The organism is Vibrio sp. 10N.222.49.C12, assembly GCF_041475025.1.
GTDB classification, from domain to species: domain Bacteria; phylum Pseudomonadota; class Gammaproteobacteria; order Enterobacterales; family Vibrionaceae; genus Vibrio; species Vibrio crassostreae_C.
The window spans coordinates 19,578-38,449 of the sequence record NZ_JBFRVF010000023.1; the positions used below are offsets into that span (position 1 = coordinate 19,578).

The 18,872-nt window shown below is 44.0% G+C and carries 15 protein-coding genes and 1 pseudogene; 8 read left to right on the forward strand and 8 right to left on the reverse strand.

Features of this window, described 5'->3' with window-relative positions; all coding sequences use genetic code 11:
• Positions 1-135: 135 nt before the first annotated feature.
• Both AB4583_RS08015 and AB4583_RS08020 read right to left on the reverse strand, forming a co-directional pair.
• Positions 136-1,854, reverse strand: coding sequence for an ATP-binding protein (locus AB4583_RS08015; RefSeq protein WP_372116981.1), 1,719 nt, complete (start codon positions 1,852-1,854; stop codon positions 136-138).
• A 1-nt stretch (position 1,855) separates the two neighbouring features.
• A complete protein-coding gene (locus tag AB4583_RS08020) occupies positions 1,856-2,398 on the reverse strand; it encodes a heme NO-binding domain-containing protein (protein WP_017060423.1) in 543 nt (180 codons plus the stop codon).
• A gap of 303 nt (positions 2,399-2,701) precedes the next feature.
• On the opposite strand from AB4583_RS08020, the gene AB4583_RS08025 reads away from it, so the two are divergent.
• From AB4583_RS08025 to AB4583_RS08035, 3 genes are all read left to right on the forward strand, one after another.
• Entirely contained in the window at positions 2,702-3,301 is a 600-nt protein-coding gene (locus AB4583_RS08025) for a CoA pyrophosphatase (RefSeq protein WP_017068773.1), read from the forward strand.
• A 309-nt stretch (positions 3,302-3,610) separates the two neighbouring features.
• Positions 3,611-4,864 (forward strand): aromatic amino acid transport family protein, encoded by a 1,254-nt coding sequence (locus AB4583_RS08030; protein ID WP_017065422.1) that lies wholly within the window; start codon positions 3,611-3,613, stop codon positions 4,862-4,864.
• Between the two features lie 120 nt (positions 4,865-4,984).
• A complete protein-coding gene (locus AB4583_RS08035) occupies positions 4,985-6,346 on the forward strand; it encodes an L-serine ammonia-lyase (protein ID WP_017060420.1) in 1,362 nt (453 codons plus the stop codon).
• 133 nt (positions 6,347-6,479) lie between these two features.
• On the opposite strand, the gene AB4583_RS08040 is transcribed toward AB4583_RS08035, so the two are convergent.
• Together AB4583_RS08040 and AB4583_RS08045 are read right to left on the reverse strand one after the other, a co-directional pair.
• Entirely contained in the window at positions 6,480-7,622 is a 1,143-nt protein-coding gene (locus tag AB4583_RS08040) for an amino acid permease (protein ID WP_017060419.1), read from the reverse strand.
• Positions 7,623-7,703: 81 nt separating this feature from the next.
• Positions 7,704-7,901 (reverse strand): hypothetical protein, encoded by a 198-nt coding sequence (locus tag AB4583_RS08045; RefSeq protein ID WP_048611631.1) that lies wholly within the window; start codon positions 7,899-7,901, stop codon positions 7,704-7,706.
• Between the two features lie 501 nt (positions 7,902-8,402).
• Here AB4583_RS08045 and AB4583_RS08050 point away from each other — a divergent pair.
• Positions 8,403-9,014: pseudogene (locus tag AB4583_RS08050) on the forward strand (methyl-accepting chemotaxis protein); the annotation flags it as partial.
• Here the strand turns inward: AB4583_RS08050 and AB4583_RS08055 are convergent.
• Positions 9,013-10,503: a SulP family inorganic anion transporter gene (locus AB4583_RS08055; protein WP_372116983.1), complete on the reverse strand. Its 1,491-nt coding sequence runs from the start codon at positions 10,501-10,503 to the stop codon at positions 9,013-9,015. The pseudogene AB4583_RS08050 and the gene AB4583_RS08055 sit on opposite strands and share 2 nt — an antisense overlap.
• A 558-nt stretch (positions 10,504-11,061) precedes the next feature.
• Here AB4583_RS08055 and asnS point away from each other — a divergent pair.
• The gene (asnS, locus tag AB4583_RS08060) at positions 11,062-12,462 is read left to right on the forward strand and encodes an asparagine--tRNA ligase (RefSeq protein WP_017060416.1); all 1,401 of its coding nucleotides are present in this window, start codon (positions 11,062-11,064) and stop codon (positions 12,460-12,462) included.
• Positions 12,463-12,595: 133 nt separating this feature from the next.
• Here the strand turns inward: asnS and AB4583_RS08065 are convergent, their stop codons facing one another.
• Both AB4583_RS08065 and AB4583_RS08070 read right to left on the reverse strand, forming a co-directional pair.
• Complete coding sequence (locus tag AB4583_RS08065; RefSeq protein ID WP_004734707.1) at positions 12,596-12,802, reverse strand: hypothetical protein; 207 nt, start codon at positions 12,800-12,802, stop codon at positions 12,596-12,598.
• 127 nt (positions 12,803-12,929) lie between these two features.
• A complete protein-coding gene (locus AB4583_RS08070; protein WP_372116985.1) occupies positions 12,930-14,333 on the reverse strand; it encodes a PLP-dependent aminotransferase family protein in 1,404 nt (467 codons plus the stop codon).
• Between the two features lie 218 nt (positions 14,334-14,551).
• Here AB4583_RS08070 and AB4583_RS08075 point away from each other — a divergent pair, with 218 nt between their 5' ends.
• From AB4583_RS08075 to AB4583_RS08085, 3 genes are all read left to right on the forward strand, one after another.
• Positions 14,552-14,851: a hypothetical protein gene (locus AB4583_RS08075; protein WP_017060414.1), complete on the forward strand. Its 300-nt coding sequence runs from the start codon at positions 14,552-14,554 to the stop codon at positions 14,849-14,851.
• A gap of 249 nt (positions 14,852-15,100) precedes the next feature.
• Positions 15,101-16,642 carry an HD-GYP domain-containing protein gene (locus tag AB4583_RS08080; protein WP_017068769.1) on the forward strand — a complete coding sequence of 514 codons (1,542 nt, stop codon included), beginning with the start codon at positions 15,101-15,103 and terminating at the stop codon, positions 16,640-16,642.
• A gap of 202 nt (positions 16,643-16,844) precedes the next feature.
• Positions 16,845-18,035: an amino acid aminotransferase gene (locus AB4583_RS08085; RefSeq protein ID WP_017065416.1), complete on the forward strand. Its 1,191-nt coding sequence runs from the start codon at positions 16,845-16,847 to the stop codon at positions 18,033-18,035.
• 124 nt (positions 18,036-18,159) lie between these two features.
• On the opposite strand, the gene AB4583_RS08090 is transcribed toward AB4583_RS08085, so the two are convergent.
• Positions 18,160-18,801, reverse strand: a complete 642-nt coding sequence (locus AB4583_RS08090) for an outer membrane beta-barrel protein (protein ID WP_017068768.1) — start codon at positions 18,799-18,801, stop codon at positions 18,160-18,162.
• Positions 18,802-18,872 lie beyond the last annotated feature (71 nt).

Genomic DNA, 18,872 nt, shown 5'->3' on the forward strand with positions numbered 1-18,872 from the left:
CGACTTAATGACGAGTTCCGTAGCTTAACGGCTAGCAAAAGTTCGATATAAAAAGAAACCGAAGGATCGTAAGATCACTTCGGTTTTTTAGTCTGTAAGTTAGAGTACATAACTCACAACGCTTTATTCGCGTGTTTAAGCGACCTTCACCGCTGAGACACCCCACTTCTTGAGCATCTCTTTCAGATCGTTGGCGGTGTAAGGCTTACTCAAAATGTCATCCATTCCACACTGAATACAACGTTCGCGTTCTTCCAATGTCGTTCCGGCGGTCAGTGCCACAATAGATTTAACGTAACCGTTCTCTCTTAGCTTCTCTGTTGCTTCAAACCCGTCCATAACAGGCATTCTGCAATCCATGAATACAATGTCGTATTCGTTGTCTGACGCGAGCTCAAACCCTTCGACACCATTACTTGCAATAGCTGGTTCAATCTCATGTTTACGGAGCATCTGTTGGATGATGATCTGGTTCATCTTAATATCATCAACCACCAGCACTTTAAGTAGTGACAATTCCGCCTCATACTCAAAGCCCTTGGCGACACTATCACTCTCTGCCGGAACATCGACAACTTGAAGAGGAATCGAGATGGTAAACGTCGTGCCTGAACCAACGACACTGGTCACCCCAATATCACCATTCATCAGAGCCACCAGTTTGCGACAAATCGCTAACCCAAGTCCTGTACCCTCATAGTTCCGACTACTTGAGTTATCTGCCTGCGTAAAAGGTTCAAACAGCGTCTTATGCGCCGATTCAGCGATTCCGACTCCGGTATCTTCTACAGAGAAAACAAATTGGTTTTTGTCCCACTCAATATCAACATTCACATGCCCCTCTTCTGTAAATTTGATCGCATTACCGATTAAGTTTACAAACAGTTGCGTGATACGTTCTAAATCGCCTTGGAAATGAGAAGGTACGTTAGATGCGACACTGATATTAAATTCGAGCTGCTTCTCAATCGCGCGATTGACGAAGATACTATCAATCGTGTTTCGCAAGTCATTCAGGGCAAATTTCTTTGGAATAAGCTCTAACATCCCTGCGTTAATTTTGCTGAAATCTAGCAAGTCATTAATGATGGTTCGGAGAAACTCTCCAGATTGGCTCAGGTTGTTCACTATCTCACGCTGAGAGCTATTCAGTTCGGTATCACTGATCAACTCGGCACTGCCTAGTAAGCCATTAAGTGGAGTTCTTAACTCATGATTAATCATCGCCACAAAGTCACGCGTTGCCCTTTCGGACTCTTCCGCTCGTTTACGTGATTCAATATTTCGGTTGATTGCTAGTTGATGGGTTAAGGCACTGCAGATAAGGTCCGTGACCAACAACAGTTGGCTTTGGATAAACTCGTAGTCTTGGTCTAACAACCTGACTCTGACGATTAACGCACCAACTATGACTTTTTCAACCTCTAAGGGCACGGTCAGTAGGTTGTCTTGCCAATGAGGTTCTTGAATGTCTTGCTCTAACACCTCGACAGTCTCATCGCCATAATCATAGGTCTGTAACTGAGGGATGAGCTTGGGAGGTAGAATCAAACGACTGGCTTCGATTAAGTAACTGTTAGTCACGTTGGTCGTTAGTTCAGATAGCATGACATCATCGAGATCATTTCTTAGAAACGCGCGCCCAAAATCAATCAACAGGTTGTCGATTTGTTCTTGGAATTCAATGCGGCGTATATTCGCGTTGGAGCGCTTTTCTAACTGACGCAAAGCAAGCTCAAGTTGTTGGTTAGCCTCGAACAGTTCGAGGCTCTTCTGTTCCAACAATCCTTCAGCCGCTTTTCTTGCCGCGATTTGACGCTTAAGCTTCTTCTCTAGGGCAGATGCCAGATCCATATTACTTTTCTACTTTGAGATTAAACCTAACCACGCTTTGGTCATCATTTTGTGGCGTCATCTCCACCGCGATAGATTCACCGTGGTATTCAGCACATCCTTCAATAAGCCCTAAGCAAACATGAGACATACACCTTGCGCTTTTGTAGTCAAAAACAAGTTGTGCTTCGGTCGTGGTGATAAAACTGAATTCAGGTGGCTCAGCATCCGGATAGAGCTTCTTCACTTCAACATGAATGTAACGCTCTACGTGCTGAATAAATTGAAAGGTGGTATTGCTGTGAGCAAGGCTCGCTTTATTCGGTAATGAGGCCAGTAAGTTCTTAAATACAGACTGCCCAAACACGCGTTGCAAGCTTGCCGCATCAATATCGGTTTTCTTACTCAAGTTGATAATCAACCTGACAAGGTCTTTGTGGTCGTAACTGCCGACCGACGTATAGATCCCTTCATCTTCTGACATTTCTAGAACTTCTTCCAAAAGCTCTAGCCCAAACTTGTCTTCAACAAGCTCTAAAAATTCGGTGAATATGATTCCTTTCATCTCATACCTTTTCTTCTATTTCTTTTTAGAATGGTCCACTAAGTTATTGTTATCAAATTCTTAAACAAAAAATCTACGTTTCGTCACCCAATTTTATGACATGGGTAACGCTTACTCGCCTGTATGCCCATATTGAATATAGCAAAAATCGTCATTTTGAGGAGATTCATCGGTAAACAGCCTCTCATGACGCCCAATTGATAACTAAAAGAGGGAAAGTGAATAAAGAAAAACTCGATATTGGTAATCAACCCACGGTTATGTCTATACTTAAAATCATAATAATCAATATATTGGCTTGATATGAATAAAGAAAACTTCCTTCAGCAATTCCAACTTAACCCTACCGTTGGCTATCATCCTGAGTCAGTAGAGCGTGTTTCGCACATCAGTGGCGAGCAATTACGTAAAGCGGCAGTGGTGGTAGGTTTAGTTGAAAGAGAAGATGGTTTACATGTCATTTTTACTAAAAGAGCGGCTCATTTAAAGCATCACCCCGGCCAAGTCAGCTTTCCTGGTGGTAAACACGAACTTTCTGACCCTTCTATGCAATTCACTGCACTCAGAGAGCTCCATGAGGAGGTGGGAATTCGATCGGATCAAGTTAAAATTATTGGGCAATTACCAGCATTGAGTACTATTAGTAAATTTTCTGTGACGCCGATTATTGCCATGGTCGATCCTGACTATGAAGCCATCATTGATGAGAACGAAGTTGCCTCAATTTTTGAGGTACCCGCTACCTATGTTTTAGACCAAGCCAAGTTACACAGCCACACTGTTAACTTTAAACAAATCAAGCATCGGGTTTTTGCGATGCCTTTCCAAGAGCACCTAATTTGGGGCGTTACGGCGCAAATTATCCAATCGCTGCAGCAACACGTAATGCAACGAATCACATAGCAACTACGTTTTGTTTAATCTCTGTTAACAAAATCCAGACTTTCTATGGAACAGATTTATTAATGCAATTTTACGCAAACGTTTCCCTGGTATAAATCTATACAACCCCGCCTTTCGCATAAATAAAACTAATACCGGGCATAAACATAAATCACCTGTGGCACGCTATTTTCGTGATCAAAAATCCGTTTTTCGCATATCATGTGACACGCCGTTTCATTACATGATTTAGATCTATTTTTTGCAGAAGAAAATTCTGCAGAATTAGCCCCGACTTATTTCCTGTTCCCAAAAAATGAGTAATTTAACATGAACACAACAACTTCTTCGGCAAATGCCGTTAAAGATTCAAGCAAGTTTAACTATAAAGATTTTACCTGGTGTTTATCACTATTCGGTACAGCAGTTGGTGCTGGCGTACTATTCCTTCCAATCAAAGCTGGTGCGGGTGGTTTTTGGCCATTAGTTATCCTAGCTCTAATTGCGGCACCAATGACTTGGTTCGCACACAAATCTCTAGCTCGTTTCGTACTGTCTGCTAAAAACCCTGAAGCTGACATTACAGATACAGTAGAAGAACACTTCGGTAAGACTGGCGCAAACCTTATTACTTTCGCTTACTTTTTCGCTATCTACCCAATCGTTCTGATTTACGGTGTTGGTATCACAAACACTGTTGATTCTTTCCTAGTAAACCAAATGGGTATGGAATCTATTCCTCGTCCTCTTCTTTCTGGTGCACTTATCCTTGCTATGACTACAGGTGTTGTATTCGGTAAAGATCTGATGCTGAAAGCGACTTCAGCAATGGTTTACCCACTAGTATTCATCCTACTAGCACTGTCTTTCTACCTAGTTCCGGATTGGAACACTTCAATGATGGAAGTAACACCTGAATGGTCAACAATGCCTTCTGTTATCTGGCTTGCAATTCCAATCATCGTGTTCTCTTTCAACCACAGCCCAATCATTTCACAGTTCTCTAAAGAGCAACGTCGTGTATACGGTGAAAACGCAGTTAAGAAAACTGACGCGATCACTGGCGGCGCAGCAATGATGCTGATGGGTTTTGTAATGTTCTTCGTATTCTCTGTAGTTCTTTCTCTATCTCCAGAGCAACTAGCAACAGCACAAGCACAGAACATCTCTGTTCTTTCTTACCTAGCAAACGTACATGAGTCTCCACTTATCTCTTACATGGGTCCTCTAGTAGCGTTCGCAGCGATTACTTCTAGCTACTTCGGTCACTTCCTAGGTGCTCACGAAGGTCTTGTTGGTCTAATCAAGTCTCGCTCTGGTTCTTCAATCTCTAAGATTGAAAAAGCATCTCTAGCGTTCATCGTTGTTACAACTTGGATTGTTGCGGTAGTTAACCCAAGTATCCTAGGTATGATTGAAACAATGGGTGCTCCAATGATTGCAGCTATCCTGTTCCTAATGCCTGTGTTCGCGATGCAGAAAGTACCAGCTATGGCTAAGTACAAAACTTCAGCACCTGTGCAAATCTTTACAGCTTTATGTGGTCTAGCGGCTATTAGTTCTGTAATCTACGGCGCTCTTTAATCTCAAGCCCTTTTTATAAGATGGCATCCATCTTATATCGCGAGATTAGACAAAAAATATAATGATAATAAATGAGCCTCCCTACTCCCCTTGGGAGGCTCTCTTTTTGAGGTAATCGCTATGATTAGTGTATTTGATATCTATAAAATCGGTGTTGGTCCATCGAGCTCACACACAGTTGGACCAATGAAAGCGGGTAAAGAATTTATTGATGACCTACGTTCAATGGGAAAATTGCGCGACATCACTAAAATCACCGTGGACGTATATGGATCACTATCACTGACAGGGAAAGGTCACCACACAGATATCGCAATCATCATGGGTCTTGCTGGCAATACTCCTGAGCGTGTTGATATCGATTCTATTGCTGGCTTCATTGCTCGCGTAGAAGAAACTGAGCGCCTTCCTGTTGGCATGCACTGTCATACAGTATCGTTCCCACGCGATGGCGGTATGAACTTCCACACTAGCAACCTTTCTCTACACGAGAACGGAATGAGCATTCATGCATGGGTTGGTGACGAAGTTGCATACTCAAAAACGTACTACTCAATTGGTGGCGGTTTCATCGTTGACGAAGAGAACTTCGGCAAAGAAGAAGAAAACCCAATCAAAGCACCTTACGAATTCACAACAGCTGAAGAGCTGGTTAATCAGTGCAAAGAAAGCGGTCTTTCTATCAGTACACTGGTTATGAAAAACCAAGCAGCGTTCCACTCAGACGAAGAGTCTCGCACTTACTTCGCTAACATCTGGAAAACTATGCGTGAGTGTATGGATCGCGGTATGAATACTGAAGGTATCCTGCCTGGTCCACTACGTGTACCTCGTCGTGCAGCAGCACTTCGCCAACAGCTAATGACTTCAGAAAAAACAACCAATGATCCAATGTCGGTTGTTGACTGGGTAAACATGTTTGCTTTCGCAGTAAACGAAGAAAATGCAGCTGGCGGTCGTGTAGTAACGGCACCAACAAACGGCGCATGTGGCATCATCCCTGCTGTATTGGCTTACTACGATAAATTCATCCAAACAGTGACAGAGAAAGATTACATCCGTTACTTCGCAGCTTCTGGCGCGATCGGTGGTCTTTACAAGCGTAACGCTTCAATCTCTGGTGCTGAAGTTGGCTGTCAGGGTGAAGTTGGTGTGGCATGCTCTATGGCTGCTGCTGGTCTTGCTGAGCTTATGGGTGGTAGCCCTGAGCAAGTATGTATGGCTGCAGAAATCGGCATGGAGCACAACCTAGGTCTAACATGTGACCCAGTTGCTGGCCAAGTACAAGTACCATGTATCGAGCGTAACGGTATTGCTGCAGTTAAAGCAATCAACTCGACTCGTATGGCACTTCGTCGTTCTTCTGCTCCTACTGTTTCTCTAGATAAAGTTATCGAAACAATGCTAGAAACAGGTAAAGACATGAACGCTAAATACCGTGAGACTTCTCAAGGTGGTTTGGCTGTTAAGGTTGTTTGTTGATAGCCTTTGAATCAATCTGTTTTTAATCAGCAGATAATAAAAAGGAACGCCGATGCGTTCCTTTTTTGTATCTGAATTCCGGCCACTTATATCTAAGATGCTCGATTCGCATCTTAGATAATGGACCAAAGAACTAGATCACTTGTGAGATAAGTAGGAAGCAACCAAACAGCAGTGAGAACAACATCATTGCGCTGCCACCTTCTGCTCGGTATCGGTCATCAGCAACTTTCATGAAACGCTGTTTGTGGACCATAACCAGAGGAACAAACACCGCTAGGAACACCAAGATGATACCTGCGTAATTCAGTACTTGTAGGAACTTGTCTGCCGCAAGCAATGAACCAGCCAACGGCAAGATAAAGCTAATGCAGTACGTTACCGCTGTATTTTGGTTGAACATGTCTTTGTTCTGGTTGAACAACGCCATCGCCACACCAAAGAAAGAGGTCAACAACGCCAAGCCCGTGAAGGTAGACAGAACGTTACCCACCCAAGGAGACTGAGCCTCAAACGCCGCCATCAAATCTGATACGTTCTCAAAGCTTCTGAATTGCTCTTCACTCAAGTTGCCCACTACCGCAAACAACCAACACAAGTAACACACTAATGGGATCAGAGAACCGATGATCACCATGTTACGCAGCTGTTTGTCTGTCGCTTCGTGGTTGTAAGAAACCAAGGTTGGAATCACCACCATAAAGCCAAAGCTCGTAAACAGGATGGCACTGGTTTTGATTAGGTCAACGTGGTCATGGCTGGTTACCTGCATCAAGTTTTCTTGAGTCATGCTCGGCGCTAAGAAGGCCATGGTTGCAAACAAACTAGCAAGCATCACGAAGAACAATGCTCGATTGAGCTTATCAATCACACCAGTACCACTTGCGACTACTGCGCCAGCAAGCAAGGTAAACACGGTTTGGCTGGTAGTCGCGGTAATTTCGACGCCAAAGTTAGACAGTAACTTACTCAGCAAGTCACCTGCGCCCAGAATGTAAGCCATTAATAGGCAAATCAACAACGCGTATAGCAAGCCGTTGGTAAGCAACTGACCTTGTTTACCCAAGGTTTTTCGGGCAATAGAGTTTAATCCTAGACCGCCACCCGCTTTGATGGTCGCTTCTAGAAGTAGTAACGCTGCGTAAGTCGTACCGAAGCAGATCAGTACCATAAGCAGTGTGCCGTAAAGCAATCCGAATTGAGCTAATACCATTGGGATCGCAAGCATACCAGCACCGAGAGCGGTACCAGCGATAATTAGGGAGCTACCCATCATTTTAATATTCATTGTTTTTAACTTATTTGTTTAGTTTTTATAGATGTGACTCTTCGTTCATCGAGCGGATGACAAAGGAGTTCAGATAGAAATAAAGTTATAAAACGAATAACAATAGGAGCGATAAGCGGTAAAGAAGCGTGCAGAGACGTTGTCGAACAGGGCGTTCAAAGGGGAGCTTGTCTTAAAAGAGGTAAAACGAGAAGCGTGAGTAAGCATTAACTGATGTGGTGAACCTTCCGTAGGTTCAATAATCGGTGATGTAATCTTGAATTTCATGTATGTGTCCAATAAGTCACATTCCATAGTATTTGAAGCAGCGTATCCGTTGCTGCCCTACCTCTATCATAGAGGTCTTTTCATCTTATCGAATGAGCCTCGAAACACAACGCTATAACCACAATTTTTGCTATTAAATTGAACAAAACAACCATTTGGATATAAATTGACCACTAAGTCGTCTAAAACAATAGTCTTTATTGATAAAAGACAAGCGGACAAATACATCGAGCTAATTAACAACCTAGGCTTTTCTAATTATCAGCACAATCAAAACTCGATGCTGCACTTCAATTTTCCCAAAACAACAGTCTGTTTTAAGAACAGCGAGGAGCTTGAAGCGCGTTCCATTTCAACATCAGACACGACACAAACTCGCTACATCACAGAAACATAGCCACAACCGGAGTGTGGTCACACAATTCGTTATACCCCATAGGTGGTAGGAATTCTTACTAGTACAGTATTTGCGTCATTATAATTAATAAAAACAAACACCTTATGCGCTCAACAATCACCTTTAAAATCCTAGTGGCCCTCGCCATCGTGTTCACCTTTTTGCTGGCAATATCGACCTATTTCCAATATTCGCAACAAAAGCAACTTGTAAACTCAGTGTTAAGTGAGCAGCTTCACGACAAAGCAAGTAACTACTTCGATAGCCTCAATATGATGATGCTCACCGGCACCATGGCACAAAAAGAGACCCTTCGTCAGAAAGCACTGGCTCAAGAAGGCATTGAAGACGTTCGTGTTTTACGCGCCGACGCTGTCAGCAAGTTATATGGCCCAGGTAATGACAACCAAACACCGGTTGACGATATTGATAAACGAGCGCTAGCGGGCGAAACCGTTATCGAACCTTTTTCTGCTGATTGGGGCAAAGGCTTGGTCATTGCTCTGCCAATGAAGTCGAGTGAAGATTACCGAGGAACCAATTGTGTCGCCTGTCATATGGCACCAGAAGGTGAAGTCTTGGGTGCGATTCGTCTCGAATATAACCTTAACCATGTTAACTCGCTGATTAACACTCAAACCATGGCTGCTATTGGCATTATGGCAGTGATCTCGTTTGCCGGATTTGTCCTTACGATGGGATTAATTCGTAAGATTAGTGCGTAATGGAAACCGCGGTTAAGTCTTTATGCTTGTGGTACATCGCGTGTTTGAATATCAGATTCGCACTCACGGTATTCATTCCTGCGACTTCTACATAAGCGCCCTTTTTACGGAACTTAAATACGACCTTATCAAGCGCTTCAACCGACGTGTTATCTAGGAAAGACGCATCCGAAATATCGATGGTCACTAAAGAGGTCGCATTGTCATAATCAAATAAATCGACAAACGCATCTGAAGAAGCAAAGAAGACATGGCCTTTTACTCGGTGGGTAGTGTGCATTTCGTTAGTCACGACTTCATCGGATATAAAGACCATCGACTTGCTAGCATGCGCATAAAACAGAGCCGATAGCACCACGCCAACCGCAACACCTATTGCTAAATTATGAGTAAACACCACCACCGCCACGGTTGCTAGCATGGTTACATTGGTTGGCAGTGTGTGATCTTTAAGCTCAACAATGGAACGCCATGAGAATGTGCCGATAGAAACCATGATCATCACAGACACTAAAGCGGCCATCGGTATCAGCTTCAACCAATCAGAAACAAACACCACCATTAGCAACAAAACCACCCCAGCGATCATGCTGGACAATCGGGTTAAGCCACCTGATTTGATGTTAATGATCGACTGACCGATCATTGCGCAGCCCGCCATTCCACCAAAAAGGGAAGCCACGATGTTCGCAACGCCCTGCCCTTTACACTCATTGTTTTTATTGCTTTCAGTATCAGTCAGGTCATCGACTATGGTCGCTGTCATCAAGGATTCCAACAAGCCAACCAGAGACAGAGCAATCGAATATGGCAGGATGGTTGCAAGCGTCTCAAACGTGAATGGAATATTAGGAATCAAGAACACAGGCAGTGAATCGGGAAGCTTGCCCATATCGCCAATCGTTCTCACATCTAAGCCGAAGAGCAAACTAATGATTGTCAGGGTAACAATCGCGACCAGTGGAGAAGGTATTGCGCGACCAAACTTGGGGAAATAAGGAAGCAGATAAATGATCGCCAAACCCAAAGCGACTAACACGTAAACGCTTGAAGGGACGTTGATTAATTCAGGAAGTTGGGCCATGAAAATTAGAATGGCGAGCGCGTTAACAAATCCAGTAATCACCGATTTGGAAACGAAATTCATCAGGTTACCAAGCTTGAGATAACCAGCTGCGATCTGAATGACGCCAGCTAGAAATGAAGCGGCGAGTAGATATTCTAGTCCGTGCTCTCTCACTAAAGTGACCATTAGTAGCGCCATAGCGCCTGTTGCCCCGGAAATCATTCCCGGACGACTGCCAACCAAAGCAGTGACGACACAAATACAGAACGAGGCATAGAGCCCTACTTTAGGGTCAACGCCTGCAATAATTGAAAATGCGATGGCTTCAGGGATCAATGCGAGTGCAACCACAATCCCAGATAATGAATCTCCTTTAACGTTTGATAACCAGTGTTTTTTTAAATAATTAAGCATGTAATTCTCTTTTACTTGTACAGCCAGTCCTGCCTTGTTGAGACATAATTTGATCGACTGTTTTTCTTGAATGAGCGAGCGCTCGAAAAGTGCGGGTGTAGAGAGAATGCAGGGGTTAAGGCGGCGTAATTAACACGTAGATATTAAACTCCTCTTGTTGCTTTAGTGGGAAATTAAGAAGGTGATCAAGTCCAAAATGACTGAATCCGCGCCAATGTAGAGTGAGTCTCAACACAATCACACTCCCATTATTGAAAACAAAGGTTTCGATTACGCCATGCTCGTTCAGCAGCTCACATAGGGTGAAAGGTAAGGCTGACGCTAAGATCGAACAAAAAACACACCCTCAAACCTATTTATCGTCAGTAGACACAATATTTCTTTCACCAAGCAAGAATAAAGGTTGAAGCTGTCGGTATGACAGGTAATATGTTCAATCGATTTAAAAAGTTTATACAACTTAATGTTTCGGCTAATTATTGTGCAAATGTATATTTATTTGCAGCAATGCCAGAGACTTTGAGTTGAATTTGTCCCTCAATGGAGAATGAAATCAACATGACTTACGCGCCTGTAACAGACGTACTTGGCGGCAAGCTAGCGGTAGACAGTGAAGTAACTGTTCGCGGCTGGATCCGTTCACGTCGTGATTCCAAAGCTGGAATCTCTTTCCTTGCCATTTATGACGGCTCTTGTTTCGACCCGATTCAGGCCGTGGTTCCTAATAATCTTAATAATTACGAAAACGAAGTATTAAAGCTAACAACTGGCTGCTCTGTTGAAGTAACGGGTAAGATTGTTGAGTCTCCTGCGAAAGGTCAAGACTTCGAACTAGCAGCAACTGACGTTAAAGTTGTAGGCTGGGTTGAAGACGCTGACACTTACCCAATGGCTAAGACGCGTCACTCTATCGAGTACCTTCGTGAAGTTGCTCACCTACGTCCACGTACAAACGTGATTGGCGCAGTAGCACGTGTACGTAACTGTCTATCTCAAGCGATTCACCGTTTCTACCACGAGCAAGGTTTCTTCTGGACTTCTGCTCCGCTTATTACTGCATCTGATGCAGAAGGCGCTGGTGAAATGTTCCGTGTTTCTACGCTAGATATGGAAAACCTACCACGCACTGAAAAAGGCGACGTAGACTTCAACGAAGATTTTTTCGGTAAAGAGACGTTCCTAACAGTATCTGGCCAACTTAATGCTGAAGCTTATGCTTGTGCACTAAGCAAGGTTTACACGTTCGGTCCTACGTTCCGTGCTGAAAACTCAAACACAAGCCGCCACCTAGCTGAGTTCTGGATGGTTGAGCCTGAAGTTGCGTTTGCAGACCTTAACGATGTAGCGAAACTGGCTGAAGACATGCTTAAGTACGTTTTCGCTGCTGTTCTTGAAGAGCGCCGCGACGATCTTGAATTCTTCGCTTCTCGCATCGACAAGCAAGCAATTACTCGTCTAGAGCAATTCGTAGACGCTGATTTCGCACAAGTTGACTACACTGACGCAATCCAAATCCTACTAGACTCTGGTAAGAAATTTGAGTTTGACGTTGAGTGGGGCATCGACATGTCTTCTGAGCATGAGCGTTACCTAGCTGAAGAGCACTTCAAAGCACCTGTTATTGTTAAGAACTACCCGAAAGACATCAAAGCTTTCTACATGCGCTTAAACGACGACGGCAAAACAGTTGCAGCAATGGACGTACTTGCACCAGGCATCGGTGAAATCATCGGTGGTGCACAACGTGAAGAGCGTCTAGACATTCTAGACGAGCGTATGATCGCTATGGGTATCGACCCTGAGCACATGAGCTGGTACCGCGACCTACGTAAATACGGTACAGTGCCACACGCTGGTTTCGGTCTTGGTTTCGAGCGTCTAGTATCTTACGTAACAGGTATGGGTAACGTTCGTGACGTGATTCCATTCCCACGTACGCCACGCTCTGCAAACTTCTAATTCGAAACCTATTCGATATTAAAAGTTAAGAACAAACAAAAACCTCCGCACTTGCGGAGGTTTTTTTATGTTCGGAATAAAACGAGTCCAGATGCTTCTGCGTGCCACTATCTGAGACTCATTATTTCAAAAGCTAATCCACATCTTGGTCGATAGCGTATTTTATTGCAAGACCGCAAATTGCCATCATAACGAATGGGATCGCGGCAGTGGTGTATTCCGCCCACGCCATATCAGCGAATGCTTTTGCCAGCAGTACGTGGCCGAGAATAAGCAGAAGCGCACACACAATAGCGACAATAATCAGCTTAACTTCATTTCCCATAGTCATTTTCAACATAACGGTATCTCCAATATTTGGTCTACCGTTATTGAATCACAACTCTTTGGTCAATTAGGCGTACAGTTACCCCACAAACAACCCGTACAGTTGGAATGATTGTCTTTTTTATGAGGGACTTAAGGTTTTACGAGTGCGTAAGTTGATGTGCCAGTTTGCCAAGCCAGATGAGCGCCTGTTCTTTCTCTTCTGTCAGTTCATAAGAGAAGTTCAATCGTATCGCGTTATCCACTCTGCCATGCTCACTAAACAGATCGCCAGATGCAACGCTAATACCTTGTTCGATAGCCAGTTGATGAAACTGTTGGCTGTCGAATTTTTCAGAAAAGCGAATCCATATCAAGTAACCACCAGCCGGCTCTTCAATCTCTATTGAATGCGGAAAGTACTGCTTAATGACATCGATAAATCGCTCTTTCCTGACGACAAGGTTTTTACGCAGTTTACGAAGGTGATTGTCGTAGCTTTCATGCGTTAAGAAATGAGCGACACCAAGTTGAACAGGAGCGCTACTCGATAACGTAGAAAGAAGCTGTAACTTTTGAATCGCGTCGTTAAAACGCGTGTTCACAACCCACCCTACTCGATAACCAGGACACAAACTTTTTGAATACGACCCACAAAGCAAGACGGAATCGGTCTTATCGAAGGCCTTTAGTGGCTTCGGCTTATGCCCTTCGTAATAAAGATCGCCATACACGTCATCTTCAATAATGTAGGTTCCATGCTGTTCTGCAATCTCTACCACACGGCGCTTTGCCTGTTCCGACAAACTGGTTCCCGTTGGGTTTTGAAAAGTCGTCATCAGCCAACACGCTTTAACATCTTGGTTTTGTAGCGCGTTTTCAAACAGCTCTATATTCAACCCATTGATTGGGCAAACGTCCACTTCGATCGGGTTAAGCCCGAGCCTCTCGACAGCCTGCAGAGCACCATAGAATGCGGGAGACTCAATCACGACGTTATCACCCGACTTGGTGACCGTTTGCAGGCTCAAGTTGAGCGCCTCCATAGCACCCGACGTAATCACGATGTCTTGATGATTAACCGTAATCCCTTGCTGCAGATAACGCTGTGCGATTTGCCTTCTCAAGGACTCACTGCCCGGTGGCAAATTATTTATCACACTCGCGCCAGTCATCTTCCTACCCGCGCTGGCAAGGTTTCGAGTCAAGGTAGGTAACGGGAACAGGTTAGGATCTGGGAATGCAGAGCCGAAAGGAATCACACCTTCGGCTGAACTCGACTTCAAGAAATCAAATAAGCGGTCATTAATGGCTTTCTTTTCACTAACGAGTGGCTGTGCGTAGTCAACGCCGTCCAGCCTTGGCGCTACAAAGTAGCCCGACTGAGGTTTAGCGATGATCCACCCTTCGCTTTCTAGCAACTGGTAGGCTTGTAAGACAGTACTATTGCTGACGTTGTAATTTCGACAACTCATGCGTACCGAAGGGATCTTCTCTCCGGATCGCCACGTATTGTTGGCTATCTGAGTTCGAATATCCTTTGCAAGGTCTTCATAACGCGCCATCTAATTGTACTACCTAGAGAAATTCTGTGAGCCGGTGATTTTATCACTTACGCCAACAACTATTGCTGCTATCCATATGATCGCACCTAATTTCCACAATAGTGTGAATTGGTTCACAGATAACTTTGTAAGCTTTGCTAAGTTTGTACCCAAGGTAGGAGCTAAGTTGGCTTTCTACCTCAATAATTTGATGTAACCCAAAAACATGCGAGATAACAATGAAAAAAATAGAAGCAGACCAATTAAGTTATAAAGGAGAGTCAAACGGTGTTCACAGTTGGACAACACCGAGCGGTCAGCCATATTACTGGCACCCAGATTGGCTCCATATTGCTGAAGATGCGACAGGCTCACATCCAAAGCAAAAGATCGATGTCGAACAAGACCAAGCACCAACGGAAAAACACGCGGTGTCTGCTATTCTGAAACACATCAACCAATGGGCTGCAGACAAACTAGCGTCTCACCCTGAGATTGAAACCGGCTCAATCGAAGCTGAAATCAATCTCAAAAAGTAACGGGGTAAAGTAGATAGCAAACTCAATCACTCGCGATTCTAACCAGTACACAGACTGAATAGCCTCGAACCTCGACCGAGGCTATTCAAGTATCTTCATAAAAATGCTGCAATAACCCCCACCTAGCTAACAAATCTCTAACACAAACCAGTTTCTTGTATCAATCCACGAAAGCTATCGATAGAATCTCCGGTCTTATTCACGTCAGTTATGCTAATTATTCGCAATTCTAAAGTCGTGAATCAATGAATGCGTAAATCTAATAAGAATGAGAACAAAGGCTTACCGATGGATACTTCAAATTACAATCAATCGCTAACGACTAAGTTATACGTCATTGCTGGCGTGCTGTTTGGCACCTATGGCAGTCGGGTGTGCCCTATGCTCGATAGCTTAACGACGTTAGAGATTTTCACACAAGTCAGTATTGTGTTTATCTTATTATGGCTCGCACGTCGTTACCCATTGGCGCAACATACCTTGGTCAAGCAAGGCCGATTCGCGCAACTCGATACCCTGCTATTTTTTGCTGCAAGTGTGCCTTTCGCGTTCTACTACAACTTAAGCTATGAATTCACCATAGATAGTAATTTGAAGGTGCTGTTTGGCATGAGTCTATTCGGCTTCTTTACCGGAACCATTCTTCAATTGAATGCCAAGCTCAGCCAAATGGATAAAATGGAGACGACTGGACAATTCGACTTCCAACTGGTTGGTGAAAGAAGTTCACTGGTCAAGCAGATGATAGGCTTGGTTATCGTGCTTCTGGTAACACTGACGACTATGTTGACGATGATTGCCGTTAAAGACATCTTCTGGTTAGAACACAACCCTGACCGCTTATTGGATGGCACCGGCAAGATCAGCGTGATCAAAGAGTTTATTTATTTGGCTGTGGTACTGGGTGGCTACGCGATAACCATCATGACGCTTTGGAGTAAGCTAATTAAGCGTATTCTCCTAAGCCAAGAGCACGCATTAAACAAAGTCACCAATGGCGAGCAAGGCGTTCGCTTACCTATTTTCGGCTACAACGAGCTTGGATCAATGGCATCTATGACCAATACCATGCTTGATAGCCTTGAAACCGCGCAAAACGAAGTGAAAACCACACGTGACGTGGCCATTGTGAGCTTATCGGCATTGGCTGAATCTCGAGACAATGAAACGGGCGCACATATCCTAAGAACTCAAGAGTACGTCAAGGTGCTCGCACAAGAGCTCAGCAAATCAGAAACCCACTCAAGCTTGTTAACTCCAAACTACATCGAGTTGCTCTACAAATCTGCGCCTTTGCACGACGTGGGCAAAGTAGGTGTTCCTGATAGTGTGTTATTGAAGCCGGGCAAATTGACGGACGAAGAGTTTGAGATAATGAAAGGTCACCCCGCGATTGGGGCTGAAGCGTTATCTATTGCAGAAAAGCAGTTGGGAAGTAGCTCTTTCTTAAGAGTCGCAAAGGAGATATCTCTGACTCACCACGAGAAATGGAATGGCAGTGGTTATCCTAATCAGTTGTCTGGTGAAGATATCCCGTTATCTGGCCGTTTAATGGCATTAGCTGATGTTTATGATGCGCTCATCTCGAAGCGAGTCTACAAGCCACCCTTTACTCATGAACAAGCTAAACAGATCATCTTAGAGGGCAATGGGACGCATTTTGATCCGCAAGTTGTCCAAGCTTTTCTGGTCGTCGAACAAGCGTTTGTTTCAATTGCTGCGACCTACAAAGATGGCAAAAATGTAGCGAGTGAACTCGAGCGCGAAAGCTTTATTGCTCAACCAGCGTAATCTATTCAAAATCCACTAACTTCTTGCACCCTATAGGTTAATCCGTAGGGTGTTTTGTTATCAAATATCCTCTTTAGTCAATAAATCTGATTGAAATGGATTTTTTTTGGTCTTTCTGTTCACTTCGTATTGTCTTAAAAATTCCATACAGGTATAACTACCCATAGATACTATCCCCTCTCAATTGACATGGATGAAGATTATGTTTGAAAAAGTGTTAGCTGCTCCCGCCGATCCTATCCTCGGCCTTACTGAAGAGTTTAAAAAAGACTCTCGTGCAGAGAAAATCAACCTTGGCGTTGGCATCTACAAAAATGAAGATGGTCAAACACCAGTACTTAAAACAGTAAAGAAAGCAGAAGCTGCACTTCTTGAAAACGAAAAAACCAAATCTTACCTAACGATTGAAGGTACAGCTGAATACGGTCTAGCGGTTCAGAAACTTCTTTTCGGTTCAGACGCAGAGATCGTTGCATCTCAACGCGCTAAAACAGCACAAGCTCCAGGTGGTACAGGTGCACTTCGCGTAGCGGGTGAATTCATCAAGCGCCAACTGGGCGAAGTGAAAATCTGGATCAGTAACCCAACTTGGGCTAACCACAACGGCGTTTTCGCAGCTGCGGGTATCGAAACTGCTCAATACAGCTACTACAACGCTGAAACTAAAGACAAAGACTTCGCTGGCATGGTTGCAGACCTAGAGAAAGCTTCTGAAGGCGATATCGTTCTTCTTCACGGCTGCTGTCACAACCCAACAGGTATCGACCCAACAACTGAAGAGTGGGAAGTTCTTGCTAAACTGGTTGCTGAGAAGAAACTGCTGCCTCTATTCGATTTTGCTTACCAAGGTTTTGCAAAAGGCGTTGAAGAAGATGCTGCTGGCCTACGTATTTTTGCTCAATACAACAAAGAGATCCTTGTTGCTAGCTCGTTCTCTAAGAACTTCGGCTTGTACAACGAGCGTGTTGGTGCATTCACTCTGGTTGCTGAATCAGCAGACGTAGCAACGACAGCATTCTCTCAAGTTAAGAGCATTATCCGCTCTATCTACTCTAACCCACCAGCCCACGGCAGTGCTGTCGTTACTCACATCCTTGGTGATGCTGATCTACGTGCTGAATGGGAAGCAGAAGTGGCAGAAATGCGTGACCGTATCCAAGAGATGCGTGAACTATTCGTAACGACACTGAAATCAGAAGGTGTTGATGCAGACTTCACATTCATCGAACGTCAAAACGGCATGTTCTCGTTCTCAGGTCTAAGCAAAGAGCAAGTAACTCGCCTAAAAGACGAATTCGCAATCTACATTGTTGGTTCTGGCCGTATCAGTGTTGCTGGTATGACTAAGTCAAACATGGGTCCTCTATGTAAAGGTATCGCTGCGGTTCTTTAATCGAAAAGCGAAACCTGTATTTGCAGACCAATAGATGTGTAAAAGCCAGCAATTAAGCTGGCTTTTTTGTGTCTGTCTCTTTGTATATAAGAGCTATTAGTGCACTTAGCCTTTTCGTTACTGGCTAATACTCTAGGAAAAATTCCACTCCTAGCTCGTGAGTACGCTCGCTACGAATTTTACCTTCACCATCTCGATGTTGATATGACCCACCAATCGCAAACTTATTGGTCACTAGATAACGTAAACCTAAGTGATAGACCTCTTCATCAAACAGGTCACTTCGATTCACTTGCACACTCCCGTTAGCTATCCAACGTTTCGCAAAGCCATAGTTAAGCTCAGCTTTTACCCCTTGGATGAACTCAGTGTCTGAAGATTCAGTTCGGTTGGTGTCATTATCTTCAACCTTACCTTTTGTGATACCAAGCAGGTAGTAAGCCACTATATCTAAATCTTTCTTAATGCTGTAACGGTAACCAACACCTGGCATCAGTGTATCAATTCGAGTTGTGGTGTCATCAGGGTGAATAAAGCGTGCGCTGTAGTCTCCCAGCAACAACCAATCATCCGTCATCGCGTAACTGACGCCTAATCCATACGACGAGGCGTTATTATTACTGCCTGCATCTTCATTTAAACTGCCCGAATGCGCCGTGGCATAAATATGGTCGTAATCTAAAATATCCACCGCGTTAGTGTCCGCCCACAAACTTGGAGAAAACATAAAAACCGCAGATACAAAACTAAGCTTCCACTTCGACATTCCTATCATCCTTAAACTGTCACTCCATTAATTGAAAGGTTAGTCTATCCATAAGACTTTAAAAAGGTTTT

Excerpts from the sequence above, each read along its gene's own strand:
- AB4583_RS08035 (WP_017060420.1), top strand. The coding sequence starts at position 4,985 with ATGATTAGTGTATTTGATATCTATAAAATCGGTGTTGGTCCATCGAGC.
- AB4583_RS08045 (WP_048611631.1), bottom strand. The coding sequence starts at position 7,901 with ATGAAATTCAAGATTACATCACCGATTATTGAACCTACGGAAGGTTCA.
- AB4583_RS08085 (WP_017065416.1), top strand. The coding sequence starts at position 16,845 with ATGTTTGAAAAAGTGTTAGCTGCTCCCGCCGATCCTATCCTCGGCCTT.
- AB4583_RS08065 (WP_004734707.1), bottom strand. The coding sequence starts at position 12,802 with ATGTTGAAAATGACTATGGGAAATGAAGTTAAGCTGATTATTGTCGCT.
- asnS (WP_017060416.1), top strand. The coding sequence starts at position 11,062 with ATGACTTACGCGCCTGTAACAGACGTACTTGGCGGCAAGCTAGCGGTA.
- AB4583_RS08080 (WP_017068769.1), top strand. The coding sequence starts at position 15,101 with ATGCGTAAATCTAATAAGAATGAGAACAAAGGCTTACCGATGGATACT.
- AB4583_RS08055 (WP_372116983.1), bottom strand. The coding sequence starts at position 10,503 with ATGCTTAATTATTTAAAAAAACACTGGTTATCAAACGTTAAAGGAGAT.
- AB4583_RS08070 (WP_372116985.1), bottom strand. The coding sequence starts at position 14,333 with ATGGCGCGTTATGAAGACCTTGCAAAGGATATTCGAACTCAGATAGCC.
- AB4583_RS08090 (WP_017068768.1), bottom strand. The coding sequence starts at position 18,801 with ATGTCGAAGTGGAAGCTTAGTTTTGTATCTGCGGTTTTTATGTTTTCT.
- AB4583_RS08015 (WP_372116981.1), bottom strand. The coding sequence starts at position 1,854 with ATGGATCTGGCATCTGCCCTAGAGAAGAAGCTTAAGCGTCAAATCGCG.
- AB4583_RS08075 (WP_017060414.1), top strand. The coding sequence starts at position 14,552 with ATGAAAAAAATAGAAGCAGACCAATTAAGTTATAAAGGAGAGTCAAAC.
- AB4583_RS08040 (WP_017060419.1), bottom strand. The coding sequence starts at position 7,622 with ATGATGGGTAGCTCCCTAATTATCGCTGGTACCGCTCTCGGTGCTGGT.
- AB4583_RS08025 (WP_017068773.1), top strand. The coding sequence starts at position 2,702 with ATGAATAAAGAAAACTTCCTTCAGCAATTCCAACTTAACCCTACCGTT.
- AB4583_RS08030 (WP_017065422.1), top strand. The coding sequence starts at position 3,611 with ATGAACACAACAACTTCTTCGGCAAATGCCGTTAAAGATTCAAGCAAG.
- AB4583_RS08020 (WP_017060423.1), bottom strand. The coding sequence starts at position 2,398 with ATGAAAGGAATCATATTCACCGAATTTTTAGAGCTTGTTGAAGACAAG.